This window comes from Pseudomonas triclosanedens (assembly GCF_026686735.1).
GTDB lineage: Bacteria > Pseudomonadota > Gammaproteobacteria > Pseudomonadales > Pseudomonadaceae > Pseudomonas > Pseudomonas triclosanedens.
The window spans coordinates 2,668,473-2,688,269 of record NZ_CP113432.1; the positions used below are offsets into that span (position 1 = coordinate 2,668,473).

Sequence of the window (19,797 nt, forward strand, 5' to 3'; positions counted from 1 at the left end):
TGGGGCGATGAATGCTGGTGGTTGTCTGTGCGGCGCGGTGCGCTACGAGGTCAGCGGCGAGCTGGCGCCGATCCAGGTCTGCCACTGCAGCCAGTGCCGCAAGGCGCAGGGCGGCCCCTTCGCCACCAACATTCCTGTCGCCGCCGCTGATTTCAGGTTGCTGTCCGGCGCGGATGCGCTGGTGCATTTCCGTTCTTCGCAAGATAAGCGCCGCGTGTTCTGCGGGCGCTGCGGTTCGCCGATCTACAGTGCGCGTGACTCGCGCCCGGAGGTTTTGCGCTTGCGTGCGGGAACCCTGGACGAGCCATTGCGGACAAAGCCCGAAGGGCACTACTACATTGAGTCCAGAGCCGGATGGTGGCCACTGGACGACGCATTGCCGAGACACATCGGCGCGAAGCCGGGATGAGGGAGCTGGCATGAGGCCGGCGGAAGTTAGGGAGTATCGATGTCTGTGTCTGTTGAACCGACGTTTCGCGTTCTGGTGTTGGGCGGATATGGGAACTTTGGCAGTCTGATCGTTCGCCGACTGAGTGGGATCGACGGGATTCGCGTACTGGTCGGCGGCCGCGACCAGAAGCGCGCCAGCGAACTGGCGCGTGAGGTAGGTGGCGAAGCGGTGTGCCTGGACATGAACCAGCCAACGCTCTCCGGCCGTCTCGTTGAGTTGAAGGTCAACCTGGTCATCTCCACCGCGGGGCCGTTCCAGGGCCAGGACTACCGCGTCGCCCGCGCCGCCATCGGAGCCCGTGCGCACTACATCGATCTGGCCGACGCCCGTGCGTTCGTCTGCGGCGTCACCGAGCTCGATCGCGCGGCGCGCAGCGCCGGCGTGCTGGTGTGCAGTGGCGCGAGTTCGGTACCGGCGCTCAGTGCGGCGGTGATCGACCAGTTGCTGCCGCGTTTCCAGCGGCTGGACAGCATCCACCACGGCATCAGCTCGTCGGCGAAGATTCCTGGCGTAGCGACGCTCGCGGCAGTGCTGGGCTATTGCGGCAAGCCCGTGCGGCAGTGGCGCGATGGCCAGTGGCAGGTCGTCCATGGCTGGCAGGGCCTGAGCGTGCACGACTTTCCCAGGCCGCTGGGCCGGCGCTGGGTTGCCCACTGCGACGTGCCGGACCTGGAGCTGTTCGCACAGCGCTATCCCGGCGTGCGCGAGGTACGGTTCTCTGCCGGCCTGGGCTTGCGTCTTACCCAGCTTGGCACCTGGGGGCTGTCATGGCTGGTTCGCGGTCGCCTGCTGAAGAATGCCGCGTTGCTGAGCAACGGCCTGCATCGCCTGGGTGTGGCGCTGCAGCCGTTTGGCGATGGGCGCAGCGGCATGTTCGTGCAACTGCGGGGCGTGGATGAGACGGGCAGATCGCTGGCATTGTGCTGGGAGCTGATCGCCCTTGACGATCACGGCCCGAACATCCCCTGCATGGCGGCGGTGGCCCTCGCTCGCAAGCTGGCTTCGGGGCAGCTTCGCCAGCGCGGCGCGATGCCTTGCGTCGGCCTGGTCAGCGTCGATGACTACCTCGCCGAGCTCGATGGCCTGAAGGTGTCCCACGGCGTGCGGGACGTCGCCGGGCACTAGTGCGGGGTGTTTCCCTGGCAACAGTGGATCAGCAGCACTGTTGCCAGGCTGACAGGAAATGCCCCCGCAGCCCGGCTGAACTGCCCTGAAATCATACATTTCCCTGTTGGTACGGGCCTTGCTCAGGAGGACTGTATCCAGCGCAACAGCCAACAGGGAAAGCCCCATGACCAGCTCCATCAAAGTGGTCGCCGTATCCGGCGGCACCTATCGCCCCTCGCGCACCCTCGTGCTCACCCAGGCCGTGCTCGCCGAACTCGGAGAGCGCCTGCCGGTACAGACACGCCTGATCGAACTCGCCGATATCGCCCGGCCGCTTGGCGCTGCGCTGTCGCGCCAGGAATTGCCCGCCGAACTGGAGCAGACCCTCCAGGAGATCGAGAGCGCCGACCTGCTGGTCGTCGCTTCGCCGGTCTACCGTGGTTCCTATCCGGGGCTGCTAAAGCACCTGTTCGACCTGGTGGACATGAACGCCCTGATCGATACCCCGGTACTGCTCGCCGCCACCGGCGGCAGCGAGCGCCATGCGCTGGTCCTCGATCACCAGTTGCGGCCGCTGTTCAGCTTCTTCCAGTCGATCACCCTGCCCATCGGCGTTTACGCCAGCGAGGCCGACTTCGCCAACTACCAGATTTCCAGCGAGACGCTGCGTGCGCGAATCCAGTTGGCCGCCGAACGTGCTGCGCCGCTGTTCGCCGCCCATCCGCAATTGCTGAAAACCGCGTAAGGACTCATCGATGAACGTGTTCTGGTTCCTCCCCACCCACGGCGACGGCCATTTCCTCGGTACCAGCGAAGGCGCGCGCCCGGTCTCGCTGCCTTACCTCCGGCAGATCGCCCAGGCCGCCGACTCCCTCGGCTACTACGGCGTGCTGATTCCCACCGGCCGTTCCTGCGAGGACTCCTGGGTGGTCGCCTCGGCCCTGGCGCCGCTCACCGAGCGTCTGCGTTACCTGGTGGCGATCCGGCCGGGGATCATCTCGCCGACCGTGTCCGCACGCATGGCCGCGACCCTGGACCGACTGTCCGGCGGGCGCCTGCTGATCAATGTGGTCACCGGTGGCGACCCGGACGAGAATCGTGGCGATGGCATTCACCTCAGTCATGCCGAACGCTATGAAGTCACCGACGAATTCCTGCGCATCTGGCGCCGCGTGCTGCAGGGCGAGGCAGTGGATTTCGCCGGCAAGCACCTGCAGGTGGAGAACGCCAAGGCGCTCTATCCGCCGATCCAGAAACCCTATCCGCCACTGTATTTCGGCGGCTCCTCGGCCGAGGCCCACGACCTTGCCGCCGAACAGGTGGACGTCTACCTGACCTGGGGCGAGCCGCCACACGCGGTTGCGCAGAAGATCGCCGACGTGCGCGAGAAGGCGGCCAGGCAGGGGCGTACCGTCAAGTTCGGCATCCGCCTGCACGTGATCGTCCGCGAGACCGCCGAGCAAGCCTGGCAGGCCGCCGACAGACTGATCGCCAACATCTCCGACGAGACCATCGCCAACGCGCAGAAATCCTTCGCCCGCTTCGACTCCGAAGGCCAGCGGCGCATGGCTGCTCTGCATGGCGGGCGTCGTGACCAGTTGGAGATCTACCCGAACCTGTGGGCCGGTGTCGGCCTGGTGCGAGGCGGTGCCGGCACCGCGCTGGTCGGCGATCCGCAGCAGGTCGCCGAGCGCATCAGGGAGTATGCGGACCTGGGGATCGACAGCTTCATCTTTTCCGGCTACCCGCACCTGGAAGAGGCCTATCGCTTCGCCGAGCTGGTCTTCCCGTTGCTGCCCGAGCCCTACGCCAGCCTGGCCGGGCACGGTGTCACCAATCTTACCGGGCCGTTCGGCGAAATGATCGCCAACGACGTGCTGCCCGGGCGCAAGGCCGGCTGAACCGGCACCGTGCGAACCGTCGCGCCGGGTCGTCGCCCGGCGCGCATTCCCATTCATGAAGAGGTAGCGAGCGTGAACGCCACTACGCGTCTCGACGCACAGACTCCCGGGCAGATAGCCCAACGCCTGGCCGCCGGTTTCGCCGAAACCGCCGCCGAGCGCGACATCCGTGGCGGCACTCCGAAGGCCGAGCGCGACGCATTGCGCCAGAGCGGCCTGCTGTCGCTGATCATTCCCACCGAATACGGCGGGCTCGGCGCCAGTTGGAGCGAGACGCTGGACATCGTGCGCCAGTTCGCCGTGGCGGACAGCTCCATCGCCCATGTGTTCGGCTTCCAGCACCTGATGCTGGCTACCGTGCGGCTGTTCTCCCGGCCCGAACAATGGCAGCCGTGGTTCGAACTCACCGCGCGCAACCGCTGGTTCTGGGGCAATGCGCTGAACCCGCTGGACACCCGCACCATCTCGCGCACCTTCGATAGCTGGCGCGAATTCTCCGGGCGCAAGAGCTTCTGTTCCGGTGCGCTGGATTCGGAAATGCTCATCGCCTCGGCCCTCGACGGCGAGGGCGGCAAGCTGCTGATCGCCGCCATTCCCACCGCGCGCAGCGGCATCAGCCTGGCCCACGACTGGGACAATATGGGCCAGCGCCAGACCGACAGCGGCAGCGCCACCTTTGAGCGGGTGCGGGTGGAGGAGAGTGAGCTGCTGCTCGACCCCGGCCCGCTGAGCACACCGTTCGCCTGCCTGCGCCCGCTGATTGCGCAACTGATCTTCACCCACGTGTTCCTCGGCATCGCCGAAGGTGCGTTCGAGGAGGCCCGCCAGTACACCCGCAAGGAAAGCCGGCCGTGGTTCCGCTCCCCGGCACCGGAGGTCGGAGAAGACCCCTACGTGCTGGCCCACTATGGCGAGTTCTGGGTCGGCCTGGAAAGCACCCGGTTGCTGGTGCGCCGCGCCGCCCAGATGCTGGACGAAGCCTGGAGCAAGGGCGCCACCCTCGACGCCGAGGAACGCGGCCGGCTGGCGGTGGCCATCGCCACGGCCAAGGTCGCCGCCACGCGCAACGGGCTGGCGTTGTGCAGCCGGATATTCGAAGTGACCGGCGCGCGCTCCACCCACGCCGCGCTGCGCATGGACCGCTACTGGCGCAACCTGCGCACTCAGACCCTGCACGACCCGGTGGACTACAAGGTCCGCGAACTGGGCGAGTGGGCACTCAACCAGCAACTGCCGCAGCCGACCTTCTACTCATGAACGCGACCACACCCGACGGCCTGCTGACGCTGCCCCAGTCGCCAGCCCTGGCCACCTCCATCCGCGCTACCGCCCAGGTGTTCGAGGATCCGAAATCCCAGGCGCTGCTCGACCATCTGCAGCAGGTCGCGCCCAGCGAGGCGAGCGTGCTGATCATCGGTGAAACCGGTACCGGCAAGGAGCTGGTGGCGCGGCACATCCACAACCTCAGCGCGCGCCGTGGGGGGCCCTTCGTCGCGGTCAACTGCGGCGCCTTCTCCGAATCATTGGTGGAGGCGGAACTGTTCGGCCACGAGAAGGGCGCCTTCACCGGCGCGCTGGCGGCGAAGGCCGGGTGGTTCGAAGAGGCCGACGGCGGCACGCTGTTCCTCGACGAGATCGGCGACCTGCCGATGCCCATCCAGGTCAAGCTGCTGCGCGTGCTGCAGGAGCGCGAAGTGGTGCGCCTGGGCTCGCGCAAGAGCATCCCGATCAACGTCCGCGTACTCGCTGCCACCAACGTACAACTGGAGAAGGCGATCAACGCCGGGCACTTCCGCGAGGACCTGTACTACCGGCTCAACGTGGTCAGCCTGGAGCTTTCGCCGCTGCGCGAGCGACCGGGCGATATCCTGCCGCTGACCCGCCATTTCATCGCTGAGTACAGCCGGCGCCTGGGTTACGGCCAGAGCCAGTTGAGCGCCGAGGCCGCGCAGAAGCTGCGCAGCTACTCCTGGCCGGGCAACATCCGCGAGTTGGAAAACGTCATCCACCACACCCTGCTCATCTGCCGCGATGGAGTGGTGCGCGCGGAAGACCTGCACCTGTCCAACCTGCGCATCGACCGCAGCGACGAGCCACGGCTGGAATCGCTGGGCGCCGAGCAGATTCTCCAGCAGGCGTTCCAGCGTCTGTTCGAAGAGCAGGGCGGCAACCTGCACGCGCGCGTGGAAGACGCTCTGCTGCGCGCGGCCTACCGCTTCTGCCATTGCAACCAGGTGCACACCGCGAACCTGCTGGGCCTAAGTCGCAACGTTACCCGCACCCGCCTGATCGACATCGGCGAGCTGGTGGTGAACAAGCGGCGCGGCGGCGCGGAGATCGATCCGCAGCGGCCGGTGCGCCTGTCGATCTGATCCGCCGAAGCCGTTCGTTAACCGAACGCTTAGGCGGTTATCGAATTGAACCGCCCGCCGACTCTCCGTACTGTTTGCCCAACCCCGCCAAGCCGGAGGGGCAATAACAACAATGAGCGTCAGCCCGGGCCGTTCATCGTCCGCCTTATCGCCGGTCCATGCGTGCTCCGGCTCGCGGCTCATTCCTGTCCAGTCCTACGGGGCGTTGGCCGACGGTTTCGAGGCGGTCTGCGCTCCTGCGACGAATCCTTCGCAGGAAGCCTCTGCATGACCAGTTCCGCCCATGTGCCTGCTGCCGGCACGTTCGATGTCCAGTCGTTCATCAACTCCCAGCCGCTGTCGCTGTACCAGTGCCGTATCGTGCTGCTGTGCTTCCTCATCGTCTTCCTCGATGGCCTCGATACCGCCGCGATGGGCTTCATCGCCCCGGCGCTGACCCAGGACTGGGGTATCGACCGCGCCAGCCTCGGCCCGGTGATGAGCGCCGCGCTGATCGGCATGGTGTTCGGCGCCCTCGGTTCCGGCCCGCTGGCCGACCGCTTCGGGCGCAAGGGCGTGCTGGTGGTGGCGGTGTTCCTGTTCGGCCTGTTCAGCCTGCTCTCAGCCTACAGCACCAGCCTCGACCAGTTGCTGGCGCTGCGCTTGCTCACTGGCCTGGGTCTTGGCGCGGCAATGCCCAACGCCACCACGCTGCTCTCCGAATACACCCCCGAGCGCCTCAAGTCGCTGCTGGTGACCAGCATGTTCTGTGGCTTCAACCTGGGCATGGCCTCGGGCGGCTTCGTCTCCGCCAAGCTGATCCCGGCCTACGGCTGGCACAGCCTGCTGTTGTTGGGCGGCTTGCTGCCGCTGGCGCTGGCGGCGGTACTGCTGGTGTGGCTGCCGGAGTCGGCGCGCTTCCTGGTGGTACGCAACCGTGGGGCGGAGAAGGTCAAGCGGGTGCTCGCGCCCATCGCCCCCGCGCAGGTAGTCACGGCTCGCGCCTTCAGCGTGCCCGAGCTGAAGACGGTACAGAGCCGCAACGTGTTCCGGGTCATATTCTCCGGCACCTACAGCGCCGGTACCCTGCTGCTGTGGCTGACCTACTTCATGGGGCTGGTGATCGTCTACCTGCTCACCAGTTGGCTGCCGACGCTGATGCGCGATGCGGGTGCGAGCATGGAACAGGCTGCGTTCATCGGCGCGCTGTTCCAGCTCGGCGGGGTGCTCAGTTCGGTGGCCGTGGGCTGGGCGATGGACCGCTTCAATCCACACAAGGTCATCGGCATCTTCTATTGCCTCGCCGGTGTGTTTGCCTACTGCGTGGGCCAGAGCCTGGGAACCGTGACCCTGCTGGCGACCCTGGTACTGGCCGCCGGCATGTGTGTGAACGGTGCGCAGTCGGCCATGCCGTCGCTGGCGGCACGCTTCTACCCGACTCAGGGGCGCGCCACCGGCGTGTCGTGGATGCTCGGCATCGGCCGCTTCGGTGCGATTCTCGGCGCCTGGATCGGTGCGACGCTGCTGGGGCTGGGCTGGAACTTCGAGCAGGTACTGACCGCCTTGATCGTCCCGGCGGCCATCGCCACCGCCGCCGTGGTGATCAAGGGCATGGTCAGCCACGCCGACGCAACCTGAGAACCTCTCCACGATCTGCTGCGCGTGGGCATATCTGCGTTAAAAACAGGCTTGGAAGCCGCTTGCGGCCAACGCCCTTCAGGGCGGCCAGATGGGACGGACGTAGCGAGCACTGCCCATCTACCTGCGCGTCCTCTCCTGTTCGATTCGCTGGCGCTCGGTCTTCGGACCAGCCTGCCGGTCGCTGCGCCTTGTTCTGCTCCAGCCCTTGCAGGTTCTGAGGGCGCGCAGGGCAGGGCGATTGTGTTGCCATTCATCTCTGCCGCGTACCGTTCGGTCGCCGCTCGCATAGACTGAGCGGACCGCGGCGCAGATCGCGGCCTTTGACAACAACCGTGAGTGCCTCGTATGCAAAGCCTGCTGAGCGACCGTAGCCGCATTTTCGACCGCGCCGACCCCTACGCGGTGTCCGGCTATGTCAACCAGCACGTCGGCACCCACGATCTGCGTCTGCCGGCCCACGGGCACCCGCAGGCGAGCCTCAACCATCGCCGCTTCGCCAGCCTCGACCTGTGCCGCATCAGCTACGGCGGCGCAGTACGAGTCACCACCCCGGCGCTGGAAAGCATCTTTCATCTGCAGATCCTGCTCAGCGGCCATTGCCTGTGGCGCGGCCATCGCCAGGAGCACTACCTGACCCCCGGCGAGCTGCTGCTGATCAACCCCGACGATCCGGTGGACCTCACCTACTCGGATGACTGCGAGAAATTCATCCTGAAGGTACCGGTGAACCTGCTCGAAGCGATCTGTGCCGAGCAGCGCTGGAGCCACCCGCGCCAGGGCGTGCGCTTCACCGAGAACCGATATCGGCTTGGCGAGCTGGAAGGCTTCGTCAACCTGCTGTCGATGGTTTGCCAGGAGTCCGAGGCCGGCGAACGCCTGCCGCGGATCGACGAACACTACCAGCAGATCGTTGCCAGCAAGCTGCTGACGCTGCTGAAAACCAACGTCAGCCGTGAGGTGGTGGTTGGTGCGAGCGCTTCCTTCGAACGGATCGAGGCGTATATCGAAGGGCACCTGCGCGAGGACATCGACATCGAAATGCTGGCGCGCCAGTCGGCGATGAGTTTGCGCTCGCTCTACGCGCTGTTCGAACGCTACGCCGGCACCACACCGCGCCAGTACATCCGCCGTCTCAAGCTGGCACGCATCCACGCCTGCCTGAGCGACCCGGCGCGGCCTGTGCGCAGCGTCACCGAACTGGCGCTGGACTATGGATTCCTGCACCTTGGGCGCTTTGCCGAAAGCTACCGGCAGCAGTTCGGCGAGCTGCCGTCGGAGACGCTCAGGCGCCGGAGCTAGGCTCCGCGCTCCCCTGTAGGAGCGGGCGATGCCCGCGACCGGAGTTCCCATCCACATCGAAACCACGGCGAAGCACGCCATCCTGCTCAAGCGTTCGCCGGCGAGCGCGAACCGGTCGACGCCAGGCCAAAGCTGCGAAAGCTGATTCGTACGGCGGATAGCGCGCCAGCTTTATCCGCCGTTGTGGCATCGGCGGATAACCCGTTCCGGGTTATGCACCCTACGGTCTGGACGGCCCGCCCGCGCAGGCCCCACTCCGACTTCACGGCAACCGTGCAGAAAACGGATAGCACTCTGCACAAAGCGGATATTGCCTGCGCACCCCCAGCCATAACCTGAGCCTGCCTGAACAAAAACAACGGAGGCCCCGGCCATGTCCCTGGGTATCGACTACTTGCGTTCGCTGCTTGAAGAAGACCCCGCCAAAGGCGTCTACCGCTGCCGTCGGGAGATGTTCACCGACCCACGCCTGTTCGACCTGGAGATGAAGCACATCTTCGAAGGCAACTGGGTCTACCTCGCCCACGAAAGCCAGATTCCCGAGAAGAACGACTTCCTGACGACCATGATCGGTCGCCAGTCGATCTTCATCGCGCGCAACAAGGACGGCGTGCTCAACGCCTTCCTCAACGCCTGCAGCCACAAGGGCGCCATGCTCTGCCGGCACAAGTCCGGCAACCGCGCGAGCTACACCTGCCCGTTCCACGGCTGGACCTTCAACAACTCCGGCAAGCTGCTCAAGGTCAAGGATCCGGCCGAGGCAGGCTACCCGGAGGGCTTCAACTGCGAAGGCTCCCATGACCTGACGAAAGTGGCGCGTTTCGAGTCCTATCGCGGCTTCCTGTTCGGCAGCCTGAAGGCCGACGTCAAGCCGCTGGTGGAACACCTGGGCGAGTCGGCGAAGATCATCGACATGATCGTCGACCAGTCCCCCGAAGGGTTGGAAGTGCTGCGCGGATCGAGCAGTTACATCTACGAAGGCAACTGGAAGCTTACCGCCGAGAATGGAGCTGACGGCTACCACGTCAGTTCCGTGCACTGGAACTATGCCGCCACCCAGAGCCAGCGCCAGCAGCGCGAGGCCGGTGGCGAGGTGAAGACCATGAGTGCCGGCGGCTGGGCCAAGCAGGGCGGTGGCTTCTATTCCTTCGACCACGGCCACCTGCTGCTCTGGACCCGCTGGGCCAACCCCGAGGCGCGCCCGGCCTTCGAGCGCCGCGACGAGCTGGCCCGCGATTTCGGCTCGGCCCGCGCCGACTGGATGATCGAGAACTCGCGCAACCTGTGCCTGTACCCCAACGTCTACCTCATGGACCAGTTCAGCTCGCAGATCCGCATCGCCCGGCCCATCGACGTCAACCGCACCGAGATCACCATCTACTGCATCGCGCCCAAGGGTGAAAGCAGCGAGGCGCGCGCCCAGCGCATTCGCCAGTACGAAGACTTCTTCAACGTCAGCGGCATGGCCACCCCGGACGACCTGGAGGAGTTCCGCTCGTGCCAGCAGGCCTACCAGGGCAGCGCCGGCGGCTGGAACGATATGTCGCGCGGGGCGAAGCACTGGGTCGAAGGCGCCGATGACGCGGCGCGGGAAATCGATCTGGCGCCGTTGCTGTCCGGCGTGCGCACCGAGGATGAGGGCCTGTTCGTGCTGCAGCACCAGTACTGGCAGAAGACGATGATCGACGCACTGGCCGCCGAAGAGGCCAACCGCATCGCGCTGAAAGAGGAGGCCGTGTGATGAGCCGCTACGAGACCGTGCGCGACTTCCTCTACCGCGAAGCGCGCTACCTCGACGACAAGGAATGGGACGCCTGGCTGGAACTCTACGCCGCCGACGCCACCTTCTGGATGCCCTCCTGGGACGACCGCGACCAGCTCACCGAAGACCCGCAGCGGGAGATTTCGCTGATCTGGTACGGCAACCGTGGCGGCCTGGAAGACCGCGTGTTCCGCATCAAGACCGAGCGCTCAAGCGCGACTCTGCCGGACACCCGCACCTCGCACAACCTCAGCAACATCGAGGTGCTCGGCGAAGCCGGCGGCCTGTGCCAGGTGCGCTTCAACTGGCACACCCTGAGCTTCCGCTACAAGACCGTCGACAGTTACTTCGGCACCAGCTTCTACACCCTGGACGTGCGCGGCGACCAGCCGCTGGTCAAGGCGAAGAAGGTGGTCCTGAAGAACGACTACGTCCGCCAGGTCATCGACATCTACCACATCTGATTCGCCGTCAGGGCTGTGCGTCGCGCGCGTGAATCCGCCGCGTGCGACGCTGCCTGCGCGGCGCCGAGGTGCACGCCATGAACCACAAGATCGCCCTCAATTTCGAAGACGGCGTTACCCGTTTCATCGACGCCAGCCCCAGCGAGACCGTGGCCGACGCGGCCTACCGCCAGGGCATCAACATCCCGCTGGACTGCCGCGACGGCGCCTGCGGCACCTGCAAGTGCTTCGCCGAAGCCGGTCGCTACGACCTGGGCCAGGACTACATTGAGGACGCCCTGAGCGAGGATGAGGCAGCGCAGGGCTATGTGCTCACCTGCCAGATGCGTGCGCAGAGCGACTGTGTGGTACGGGTGCCGGCCTCTTCGCAAGTGTGCAAGACCGCCCGGGCCAGTTTCGAGGCCAGCATCAGCGCGGTGCGGCAGCTTTCCGACAGCACCATCTCTCTGTCGCTCAAGGGCGAGGCTCTGAACGCCCTGGCCTTCCTGCCCGGCCAGTACGTCAACCTGCGGGTGCCGGGCAGCGAGCAGAGCCGCGCCTATTCATTCAGCTCGCTGCAGAAGGGCGGTGAGGTGAGTTTCCTGATTCGCAACGTGCCAGGTGGGTTGATGAGCAGCTTCCTCACCGGCCTGGCGAAAGCCGGCGACGCCATGAGCCTGGCCGGCCCGCTGGGCAGCTTCTACCTGCGCGAGATCCGGCGGCCGCTGCTGTTGCTGGCCGGCGGCACCGGGTTGGCACCGTTCACGGCGATGCTCGAACAGATCGCCGAGCACGGCTGCGAGCATCCGCTGCACCTGATCTACGGCGTCACCCACGACTTCGACCTGGTGGAAGTGGACCGCCTGGAAGCCTTCGCCGCGCGCATTCCCAACTTTACCTGGAGCGCCTGCGTGGCCAGCCCGGACAGCAGCTACCCGCGCAAGGGCTACGTCACCCAGCACATCGAGCCCGCGCATCTCAACGATGGCGAGGTGGACATCTACCTGTGCGGCCCGCCGCCGATGGTCGAGGCGGTGAGCCAGTACATCCGCGAGCAGGGCATCACCCCGGCGAATTTCTATTACGAGAAGTTCGCCGCCAGCGCGGCTTGATCGGACTCCACGAGGTCACCATGAACCGATTCAACGAAAAGATCGCCCTCGTCACCGGCGCCGCCCAGGGTATCGGCCGGCGCGTCGCCGAGCGGCTGGTGGAGGAGGGCGCAGCGGTCATCGCCGTGGATCGCTCCGAGATCGTCCACGAGTTGCAGGACGACCTCGGCCAGCGCGGCGAGGTGCTCACCCTGACCGCCGACCTGGAGCGCTTCGCCGAGTGCCAGCGCGTGGTCGTCCAGGCGCTCGCGCGCTTCGGCCGCCTCGACATCCTGGTCAACAACGTCGGCGGCACCATCTGGGCGAAGCCCTTCGAGCACTATGCCGAGGAGGAGATCGAGGCCGAGGTTCGCCGCTCGCTGTTCCCTACGCTGTGGTGTTGCCGCGCCGCGCTGGTGCCGATGCTGGAGCAGGGGGCGGGAGCCATCGTCAATGTCTCGTCCATCGCCACCCGCGGGGTGAACCGTGTGCCCTACGGCGCTGCGAAGGGCGGAGTGAACGCGCTCACTGCCTGCCTGGCCTTCGAGACCGCCGAGCGCGGTGTGCGGGTCAACGCCACCGCGCCGGGCGGCACCGAGGCGCCGCCCCGGCGCATTCCGCGCAACGCGGCGCAGCAGAGCGAGCAGGAGAAGGTCTGGTACCAGCAGATCGTCGACCAGACCATCGACAGCAGCCTGATGAAGCGCTACGGCAGCATCGACGAGCAGGTTGGCGCGATCCTCTTCCTCGCCTCCGACGAGGCCAGCTACATCACCGGTGTGACCCTGCCGGTGGGTGGCGGCGACCAGGGCTGAGGCGCCGCGATGATGCGCTTACGGCAGGCTCGCGCCGATCAGTTGAAGGCAGCGTTGCAGAGGCGCGCTGACATCGCCGCGGCGCTGGCTGAGGATGATCGGCGAGACCGCCTCGGCGTCGCTCAGGGTGACATAGCCGATGTCGGCACGGTGCTGCTGTTGCACCGAAGCGGGCACCAGCGCCACACCCAGCCCGGCGGCGACCAGGCCGATGGCGGTCTGCAACTCGTTGGTCCACTGCGCCACGCGAATGCCCAGGCCGTGATTGGCGAACAAAGCCAGCACATGGTCGGCGTAACTGGGGCGCGGATTGGCGGGGTAGAGCACGAAGTCCTCGGCGGCCAACTGTTCCAGGCTCACCGGCGCGCCGAGCAGACGGTGGCCGGCGGGCAGTACGGCGACCATCGGCTCCTCGCGCAATACCTGCTGGGTAATGGCCGGATCGTCGATGCGGATGCGCCCGAAGCCGATGTCGATACGCCCGCTTTTCAACGCCTCCACCTGCTGCACCGTGGTCATTTCCTGCAGGCCCAGTTCCAGCCCGGTGTCGCCGCGCAGCTCGCGGATCAACTCGGGCAGGCCGTCATACAGCGTCGAGGGAGCGAAGCCGATGCCGAACCACTGGCGCTCGCCCAGGCCAATGCGCCGGGTGCTCTGGCAGATGCTTTCCAGTTGCGCCAGCAGGGTGCCGGTCTGCTCGTGGAAGTAGCGCCCGGCGTCGGTCAGGCGCAGTGGCCGGCCACGCTCCAGCAAGGGCACGCCGATCAGCTCCTCCAGTTGCTGGATCTGCCGGCTCAATGGCGGCTGGGCGATGTGCAGGCGCTCGGCGGCGCGGGTGAAGTTGAGGGTGCCGGCCACTTCGCGGAAGTAGCGCAAGTGTCTCAGCTCCATGATACCTCCAGGGTATGCAACAAGACGGCATCGATATTGGACTGCCCGCAGGCCGCAGCGCAATCCTTCTTCAACCGTGAAAAGACCTGCCGGGTATCGAAAGAAACCCGCCCCATGAATCCCAGACCGGAACGCCGTCCATGAGTAGCCCCGTCATCGAACGCATCGAGTCGATCATCGTCGACCTGCCGACCATCCGCCCGCACAAGCTGGCCATGCACACCATGCAGCAGCAGACGCTGGTGATCATCCGCCTGCGCTGCGCCGACGGCATCGAAGGCATTGGCGAAGCGACCACCATCGGTGGCCTGGCTTATGGCAACGAGAGCCCGGAAAGCATCAAGGCCAACCTCGACGCGCACTTCGCGCCGCTGCTCAAGGGCCAGGACGCCAGCAACATCAACGCCTGCATGCAGCGCCTGGACAAGGCGATCAAGGGCAACACCTTCGCCCGCTCCGGCATCGAAAGCGCGCTGCTGGACGCCCAGGGCAAGCGCCTCGGCCTGCCGGTCAGCGAGCTGCTCGGCGGCCGTGTGCGCGACAGCCTGGAAGTGGCCTGGACACTCGCCTCCGGCGACACCGCCCGTGATATCGCCGAAGCCGAGCAGATGCTGGAAATCCGCCGGCACCGCATCTTCAAGCTGAAGATCGGCGCCAACCCGCTGGAGCAGGACCTCAGGCACGTGGTGGCGATCAAGCAGGCCCTGGGCGAGCGCGCCAGCGTGCGCGTGGACGTCAACCAGGGCTGGGACGAATCTCAGGCCATCCGCGGTTGCCAGGTGCTCGGCGAGAACGGCATCGACCTCATCGAACAGCCCATCTCGCGCATCAACCGCAGCGGCCAGGTGCGCCTGAACCAGCGCAGCCCGGCGCCGATCATGGCTGACGAATCCATCGAGAGCGTGGCCGACGCCTTCAGCCTCGCCTCCGACGGCGCGGCCAGCATCTTCGCCCTGAAGATCGCCAAGAACGGCGGCCCGCGCGCCGTGCTGCGCACCGCGCAGATCGCCGAGGCAGCCGGCATCGCGCTGTATGGCGGGACCATGCTCGAAGGCGCCGTCGGCACCCTGGCTTCGGCCCACGCTTTCATCACCCTGGAGAAGCTGACCTGGGCCACCGAGCTGTTCGGCCCGCTGCTGCTCACCGAGGAAATCGTCACCGAGCCGCCGGTATACCGCGATTTCCAATTGCATGTGCCGCGCACGCCCGGCCTGGGCCTGACGCTCGACGAAGAGCGCCTGGCGCGCTTCCGCCGCACCTGACTTGACCCCTTGCCCGACTGCCCGATAGAGGAGAAAACCCGATGCTGTTCCACGTGAAGATGACCGTGAAGCTTCCGGTCGACATGGATCCGGCGAAAGCCGCCCAGCTCAAGGCCGACGAAAAGGAACTGGCCCAGCGCCTGCAGCGCGAGGGCAAGTGGCGCCATCTGTGGCGCATCGCCGGGCACTACGCCAACTACAGCGTGTTCGACCTCGCCAGCGTCGAGGAACTGCACGACACCCTGATGCAGTTGCCGCTGTTCCCCTACATGGACATCGAGATCGACGGGCTTTGCCGCCATCCGTCCTCGATCCATGCCGACGACCGCTGATTTCCCGTCCCGCTCACTCACAACAACGCTGAACAAGAACAAGACTTGAGGATCGCACCATGACCGTGAAGATTTCCCAGACTGCCGACATCCAGAAGTTCTTCGAAGAAGCCAGCGGCGCGCTCAACGATGCGGGCAACCCGCGCGTGAAGCAATTGATCCTGCGGATCCTGCAGGACACCGCGCGGCTGATCGAAGACATGAGCGTCACCCCCGATGAGTTCTGGAAGGCGGTGGACTACCTGAACCGCCTCGGCGCGCGCCAGGAGGCCGGGCTGGTGGTCGCCGGCCTGGGCATCGAGCACTACCTCGACCTGCTGCTGGACGCCCAGGACGCGGCGGCCGGCATCGGCGGCGGCACCCCGCGCACTATCGAGGGCCCGCTGTACGTGGCCGGCGCCCCGCTGTCCGAAGGCGAAGCGCGGATGGACGACGGCAAGGACCCGGGTACCGTGATGTTCCTTTCCGGCCGCGTGTTCGACCCGCAGGGCAAGCCCCTGGCCGGCGCCGTGGTCGACCTCTGGCACGCCAACACCCAGGGCACGTACTCGTACTTCGACAGCACCCAGTCCGAGTTCAACCTGCGCCGGCGCATCGTCACCGACGCCGAAGGCCGCTACAAAGCCCGCAGCATCGTACCCAGCGGCTACGGCTGCCCGCCGGACGGCCCGACCCAGGAACTGCTCAATCAGCTCGGCCGCCACGGCCAGCGCCCGGCGCATATCCACTTCTTCATCTCCGCGCCGGGCCATCGCCACCTGACCACGCAGATCAACCTGGCGGGCGACCAGTACCTGTGGGACGACTTCGCCTACGCCACCCGCGACGGGCTGATCGGCGAGGTACGTTTCGTCGAAGACGCCGCAGCCGCCAAGGCCCGCGGTGTGGAAGGGCGCTTCGCCGAGATCGAGTTCGACTTCCAGTTGCAGCAGGCGGTGAACGCCGATGCCGAGGACCGCAGCAACCGTCCCCGTGCCTTGCAGGAAGCCTGATCGCTACACGGCACGCGCATGACCAGGACAAGCATCCAGAGTCTGCCATTGGCCCCGACGCAGGATGGTGTGGAGCGCAGCGATACCCCTCGATCCGTGCACCATCCGCATGGGTACCGCTGCGCTCCACCCATCCTACTCAGAGCGTTCTGCTGTTCCTGCGCTCGGTTTTTCACAGACATGGCCAGGGCAAGCACCAGAGCCTGCCATTGACCTCGACGTAGGATGGCGTGGAGCGCAGCGATACCCATCGATCCCGTGCACCATCCGCATGGGTATCGCTGAGCTCCACCCATCCTGCCCGGGGCGCGCTGAAACCTGCGCTCGGACTTTCTCGCGCTCGCCGTGCCCATCAATGCCAGGAATCCAGCCGTTAGTCTCCTAAGAGAGCGTTCGATAATCGCACCAAAGGTCGATTATCGCATTGTTCGCCCATGCCCCCGACGGTACTGTTTTCCCATCGCCACACACCCTGCGAACGAGACTGAAAATGGCTGAAATCCTCTCTCTCCGCGAAGCGGTCGAACGCTTTGTCCACGATGGCGACACCGTCGCTCTCGAAGGCTTCACCCACCTGATCCCGACCGCCGCCTCCCATGAGCTGATCCGCCAGGGCAAGAAAGACCTGCACCTGGTGCGCATGACTCCGGACCTGGTCTACGACCTGCTGATCGGCGCCGGTTGCGTGCGCAAGCTGACCTTCTCCTGGGGCGGCAACCCCGGTGTCGGTTCGCTGCACCGTCTGCGCGATGCCGTGGAGAAGGGCTGGCCGCGCGCCCTGGAGATCGACGAACACAGCCACGCCGACCTCGCCAACGCCTACGTCGCCGGTGCCTCCGGGTTGCCGTTCGCCGTGCTGCGCGCTTATGCCGGTTCCGACCTGCCGAAGGTCAACCCGAACATCAAGTTCATCGAGTGCCCGTTCACTGGCGAGCAACTGGCCGCCGTGCCGTCGGTGCGCCCCGATGTCACTGTGATCCACGCGCAGAAGGCCGACCGCAAGGGCAACGTGCTGCTGTGGGGCATCCTCGGCGTGCAGAAGGAAGCCGCCCTGGCCGCCAAGCGCTGCATCGTCACGGTCGAGGAGATCGTCGACGACCTGAACGCCCCGATGAACTCCTGCGTGCTGCCGAGCTGGGCGCTCACCGCTGTCTGCCATGTGCCTGGTGGTGCGCACCCGTCCTACGCCCACGGCTACTCCGAGCGCGACAACCGCTTCTACCAGGCCTGGGACCCGATCGCCCGCGACCGTGACACCTTCAACGCCTGGATCGACACCTACATCCGCGGCACCAAGGATTTTTCCGAGTTCCAGAAGAAACTCGCGGAGGGCAAATAATGAGCGCCTACAGCACCAATGAAATGATGACCGTGGCTGCCGCCCGCCGCCTGAAGAACGGCGCGGTCTGCTTCGTCGGCATCGGCCTGCCGTCCAAGGCCGCCAACCTGGCGCGCCTGACCGCCTCCCCGGATGTGGTCCTGATCTACGAATCCGGCCCCATCGGCGCCAAGCCCAGCGTGCTGCCGCTGTCCATCGGTGACGGCGAACTGGCCGAGACCGCCGACACCGTGGTGCCCACCGGCGAGATCTTCCGCTACTGGCTGCAGGGCGGGCGCATCGACGTCGGCTTCCTCGGCGCCGCCCAGGTCGACCGCTTCGGCAACATCAACACCACCGTCATCGGCGATTACCACTCGCCGAAGGTACGCCTGCCGGGCGCCGGCGGCGCGCCGGAAATCGCCGGTTCCGCCAAGGAAGTGCTGATCATCCTCAAGCAGTCGCACCGCACCTTCGTCGACAAGCTGGCCTTCATCACCTCGGTCGGCTTCGGCGAAGGCGGCGATCATCGCCAGCAGTTGGGCCTGCCGGGCAAGGGCCCGGTGGCGATCATTACCGACCTCTGCATCATGGAGCCGGAAGCCGGCAGCAACGAATTCATCGTCACCTCGCTGCATCCGGGCGTGACCCGCGAGCAGGTGATCGAGAACACCGGCTGGGCGATTCGCTTCGCCGAGCAGGTCGCCGAGACCGTCGCCCCCACCGCTATCGAACTGGAGGCCCTGCGCGCCCTGGAAGCTCGCACCGCAGCCGCCCACGGCCAGCAAGGAGGCGAGGAATGAGCCGCGAGGTCTTTATCTGCGATGCCGTGCGTACGCCCATCGGTCGCTTTGGCGGTGCTCTGTCGGCAGTGCGCGCCGACGACCTCGCCGCCGTCCCGGTGAAGGCGCTGGTGGAGCGCAATCCGCAGGTAGACTGGTCCGCGCTGGACGAGGTCTACCTCGGCTGCGCCAACCAGGCTGGCGAGGACAACCGTAACGTGGCGCGCATGGCGCTGCTGCTGGCCGGCCTGCCGGAAAGCGTGCCGGGCGTGACCCTCAACCGCCTCTGCGCCTCGGGCCTGGACGCGGTGGGCACCGCCTTCCGCGCCATCGCCAGCGGCGAGATCGAACTGGCCATCGCTGGCGGCGTGGAATCGATGTCCCGCGCTCCCTATGTGATGGGCAAGGCCGACAGCGCCTTTGGCCGTGGCCAGAAGATCGAGGACACCACCATCGGCTGGCGCTTCATCAACCCGCTGATGAAAGCTCAGTACGGTGTGGATGCCATGCCGCAGACCGCCGATAACGTGGCCGACGATTACAACGTCAGCCGCGCCGACCAGGATGCGTTCTCCGTGCGCAGCCAGCAGCGCGCTGGCGTTGCCCAGGCCAACGGCTACTTCGCCGAGGAAATCGTCCCGGTGGTGATCAAGGGCCGCAAGGGTGAAACCGTCGTCGATACCGATGAGCATCCGCGCCCGGATACCACCCTGGAAGCGCTGGCCAGGCTCAAACCAGTCAATGGCGAAGGCAAGACCGTCACCGCAGGCAACGCTTCGGGCGTCAATGACGGCGCCGTGGCGCTGATCCTCGCCAGCGCCGAGGCGGTGAAGAAGCACGGCCTGACGCCGCGCGCGAAAGTGCTCGGCATGGCCAGCGCCGGCGTTGCGCCGCGCGTCATGGGCATCGGCCCGGTGCCGGCGGTACGCAAGCTGCTGGAGCGCCTGAACCTGTCGGTCGGCCAGCTCGACGTCATCGAGCTGAACGAAGCCTTCGCCGCGCAGGGCCTGGCGGTGACTCGTGAGCTCGGCATCGCCGACGACGACGCGCGAGTGAACCCCAACGGTGGCGCCATCGCCCTCGGCCACCCGCTGGGTGCCAGCGGCGCGCGGCTGGTGCTGACCGCCGTGCACCAGCTTCAGAAATCCGGCGGCAAGCTCGGCCTGTGCACCATGTGCGTGGGCGTAGGGCAGGGCGTGGCCCTGGTGGTCGAGCGCGTGTGACCGATACACCTGCATCCTGGCTCTCTCCCTGCGGGAGGGCTGGGGTGAGGGCTGCCAACACGCCATACTGTCTCGATTCCGCCTGCCGACCTCCGGAGTTCTTCCCGTGAGTAACAATCTCCTGTTCGACGCCTAC

The 19,797-nt window shown here is 66.3% G+C and carries 19 protein-coding genes; 18 read left to right on the forward strand and 1 reads right to left on the reverse strand.

The features are described from left to right. Positions 1-7 precede the first annotated feature (7 nt). The 12 genes from OU419_RS12560 (at position 8) to OU419_RS12615 (ending at position 12,861) form a co-directional block, all read left to right on the forward strand. Positions 8-409: a GFA family protein gene (locus OU419_RS12560; protein ID WP_254472816.1), complete on the forward strand. Its 402-nt coding sequence runs from the start codon at positions 8-10 to the stop codon at positions 407-409. 39 nt (positions 410-448) lie between these two features. After that, entirely contained in the window at positions 449-1,576 is a 1,128-nt protein-coding gene (locus OU419_RS12565; protein ID WP_254472815.1) for a saccharopine dehydrogenase family protein, read from the forward strand. Between the two features lie 166 nt (positions 1,577-1,742). Further along, complete coding sequence (msuE, locus tag OU419_RS12570; RefSeq protein ID WP_254472813.1) at positions 1,743-2,303, forward strand: FMN reductase; 561 nt, start codon at positions 1,743-1,745, stop codon at positions 2,301-2,303. 10 nt (positions 2,304-2,313) lie between these two features. Further along, positions 2,314-3,459, forward strand: a complete 1,146-nt coding sequence (ssuD, locus tag OU419_RS12575) for an FMNH2-dependent alkanesulfonate monooxygenase (RefSeq protein WP_254472811.1) — start codon at positions 2,314-2,316, stop codon at positions 3,457-3,459. Between the two features lie 72 nt (positions 3,460-3,531). Then, positions 3,532-4,716: an acyl-CoA dehydrogenase family protein gene (locus OU419_RS12580; protein WP_254472809.1), complete on the forward strand. Its 1,185-nt coding sequence runs from the start codon at positions 3,532-3,534 to the stop codon at positions 4,714-4,716. Then, positions 4,713-5,831, forward strand: coding sequence for a sigma-54 interaction domain-containing protein (locus OU419_RS12585; RefSeq protein WP_254472807.1), 1,119 nt, complete (start codon positions 4,713-4,715; stop codon positions 5,829-5,831). Before OU419_RS12580 ends, OU419_RS12585 begins: the two co-directional genes overlap by 4 nt. 267 nt (positions 5,832-6,098) lie before the next feature. Then, complete coding sequence (locus OU419_RS12590) at positions 6,099-7,448, forward strand: MFS transporter (protein WP_254472805.1); 1,350 nt, start codon at positions 6,099-6,101, stop codon at positions 7,446-7,448. A gap of 348 nt (positions 7,449-7,796) precedes the next feature. Then, a complete protein-coding gene (locus OU419_RS12595; protein ID WP_254472803.1) occupies positions 7,797-8,750 on the forward strand; it encodes an AraC family transcriptional regulator in 954 nt (317 codons plus the stop codon). 373 nt (positions 8,751-9,123) lie between these two features. Next, complete coding sequence (benA, locus tag OU419_RS12600; RefSeq protein ID WP_254472801.1) at positions 9,124-10,491, forward strand: benzoate 1,2-dioxygenase large subunit; 1,368 nt, start codon at positions 9,124-9,126, stop codon at positions 10,489-10,491. After that, positions 10,491-10,976: a benzoate 1,2-dioxygenase small subunit gene (gene benB, locus OU419_RS12605; RefSeq protein ID WP_302329006.1), complete on the forward strand. Its 486-nt coding sequence runs from the start codon at positions 10,491-10,493 to the stop codon at positions 10,974-10,976. Before benA ends, benB begins: the two co-directional genes overlap by 1 nt. Before the next feature lie 77 nt (positions 10,977-11,053). Then, a complete protein-coding gene (gene benC / locus OU419_RS12610; protein ID WP_254472791.1) occupies positions 11,054-12,067 on the forward strand; it encodes a benzoate 1,2-dioxygenase electron transfer component BenC in 1,014 nt (337 codons plus the stop codon). Positions 12,068-12,087: 20 nt separating this feature from the next. Continuing rightward, positions 12,088-12,861: a 1,6-dihydroxycyclohexa-2,4-diene-1-carboxylate dehydrogenase gene (locus OU419_RS12615; RefSeq protein WP_254472789.1), complete on the forward strand. Its 774-nt coding sequence runs from the start codon at positions 12,088-12,090 to the stop codon at positions 12,859-12,861. 18 nt (positions 12,862-12,879) lie between these two features. Here the strand turns inward: OU419_RS12615 and OU419_RS12620 are convergent, their stop codons facing one another. Beyond that, positions 12,880-13,752 (reverse strand): LysR family transcriptional regulator, encoded by an 873-nt coding sequence (locus OU419_RS12620; protein ID WP_254472787.1) that lies wholly within the window; start codon positions 13,750-13,752, stop codon positions 12,880-12,882. Positions 13,753-13,892: 140 nt separating this feature from the next. On the opposite strand from OU419_RS12620, the gene OU419_RS12625 reads away from it, so the two are divergent. The 6 genes from OU419_RS12625 (at position 13,893) to pcaF (ending at position 19,661) form a co-directional block, all read left to right on the forward strand. Continuing rightward, entirely contained in the window at positions 13,893-15,014 is a 1,122-nt protein-coding gene (locus tag OU419_RS12625; RefSeq protein WP_254472785.1) for a muconate cycloisomerase family protein, read from the forward strand. 41 nt (positions 15,015-15,055) lie between these two features. Next, positions 15,056-15,346, forward strand: coding sequence for a muconolactone Delta-isomerase (gene catC, locus OU419_RS12630; protein ID WP_254472783.1), 291 nt, complete (start codon positions 15,056-15,058; stop codon positions 15,344-15,346). Positions 15,347-15,405: 59 nt separating this feature from the next. Continuing rightward, entirely contained in the window at positions 15,406-16,338 is a 933-nt protein-coding gene (catA, locus tag OU419_RS12635; RefSeq protein WP_254472781.1) for a catechol 1,2-dioxygenase, read from the forward strand. 490 nt (positions 16,339-16,828) lie between these two features. Then, on the forward strand, positions 16,829-17,677 hold the full coding sequence (locus OU419_RS12640) for a CoA transferase subunit A (protein ID WP_254472779.1): 849 nt from the start codon (positions 16,829-16,831) through the stop codon (positions 17,675-17,677). Next, entirely contained in the window at positions 17,677-18,459 is a 783-nt protein-coding gene (locus OU419_RS12645; protein WP_254472776.1) for a CoA-transferase subunit beta, read from the forward strand. Before OU419_RS12640 ends, OU419_RS12645 begins: the two co-directional genes overlap by 1 nt. Further along, positions 18,456-19,661, forward strand: coding sequence for a 3-oxoadipyl-CoA thiolase (pcaF, locus tag OU419_RS12650; protein WP_254472774.1), 1,206 nt, complete (start codon positions 18,456-18,458; stop codon positions 19,659-19,661). Before OU419_RS12645 ends, pcaF begins: the two co-directional genes overlap by 4 nt. Positions 19,662-19,797: the final 136 nt, after the last annotated feature.

Bases quoted from the DNA above. Each gene is read 5' to 3' on its own strand.
- ssuD (WP_254472811.1), top strand. From the start codon at position 2,314: ATGAACGTGTTCTGGTTCCTCCCCACCCACGGCGACGGCCATTTCCTC.
- OU419_RS12595 (WP_254472803.1), top strand. From the start codon at position 7,797: ATGCAAAGCCTGCTGAGCGACCGTAGCCGCATTTTCGACCGCGCCGAC.
- OU419_RS12640 (WP_254472779.1), top strand. From the start codon at position 16,829: ATGGCTGAAATCCTCTCTCTCCGCGAAGCGGTCGAACGCTTTGTCCAC.
- OU419_RS12620 (WP_254472787.1), bottom strand. From the start codon at position 13,752: ATGGAGCTGAGACACTTGCGCTACTTCCGCGAAGTGGCCGGCACCCTC.
- catC (WP_254472783.1), top strand. From the start codon at position 15,056: ATGCTGTTCCACGTGAAGATGACCGTGAAGCTTCCGGTCGACATGGAT.
- OU419_RS12565 (WP_254472815.1), top strand. From the start codon at position 449: ATGTCTGTGTCTGTTGAACCGACGTTTCGCGTTCTGGTGTTGGGCGGA.
- catA (WP_254472781.1), top strand. From the start codon at position 15,406: ATGACCGTGAAGATTTCCCAGACTGCCGACATCCAGAAGTTCTTCGAA.
- OU419_RS12645 (WP_254472776.1), top strand. From the start codon at position 17,677: ATGAGCGCCTACAGCACCAATGAAATGATGACCGTGGCTGCCGCCCGC.
- msuE (WP_254472813.1), top strand. From the start codon at position 1,743: ATGACCAGCTCCATCAAAGTGGTCGCCGTATCCGGCGGCACCTATCGC.
- OU419_RS12615 (WP_254472789.1), top strand. From the start codon at position 12,088: ATGAACCGATTCAACGAAAAGATCGCCCTCGTCACCGGCGCCGCCCAG.
- benA (WP_254472801.1), top strand. From the start codon at position 9,124: ATGTCCCTGGGTATCGACTACTTGCGTTCGCTGCTTGAAGAAGACCCC.
- benB (WP_302329006.1), top strand. From the start codon at position 10,491: ATGAGCCGCTACGAGACCGTGCGCGACTTCCTCTACCGCGAAGCGCGC.
- benC (WP_254472791.1), top strand. From the start codon at position 11,054: ATGAACCACAAGATCGCCCTCAATTTCGAAGACGGCGTTACCCGTTTC.
- pcaF (WP_254472774.1), top strand. From the start codon at position 18,456: ATGAGCCGCGAGGTCTTTATCTGCGATGCCGTGCGTACGCCCATCGGT.
- OU419_RS12590 (WP_254472805.1), top strand. From the start codon at position 6,099: ATGACCAGTTCCGCCCATGTGCCTGCTGCCGGCACGTTCGATGTCCAG.
- OU419_RS12560 (WP_254472816.1), top strand. From the start codon at position 8: ATGAATGCTGGTGGTTGTCTGTGCGGCGCGGTGCGCTACGAGGTCAGC.
- OU419_RS12585 (WP_254472807.1), top strand. From the start codon at position 4,713: ATGAACGCGACCACACCCGACGGCCTGCTGACGCTGCCCCAGTCGCCA.
- OU419_RS12625 (WP_254472785.1), top strand. From the start codon at position 13,893: ATGAGTAGCCCCGTCATCGAACGCATCGAGTCGATCATCGTCGACCTG.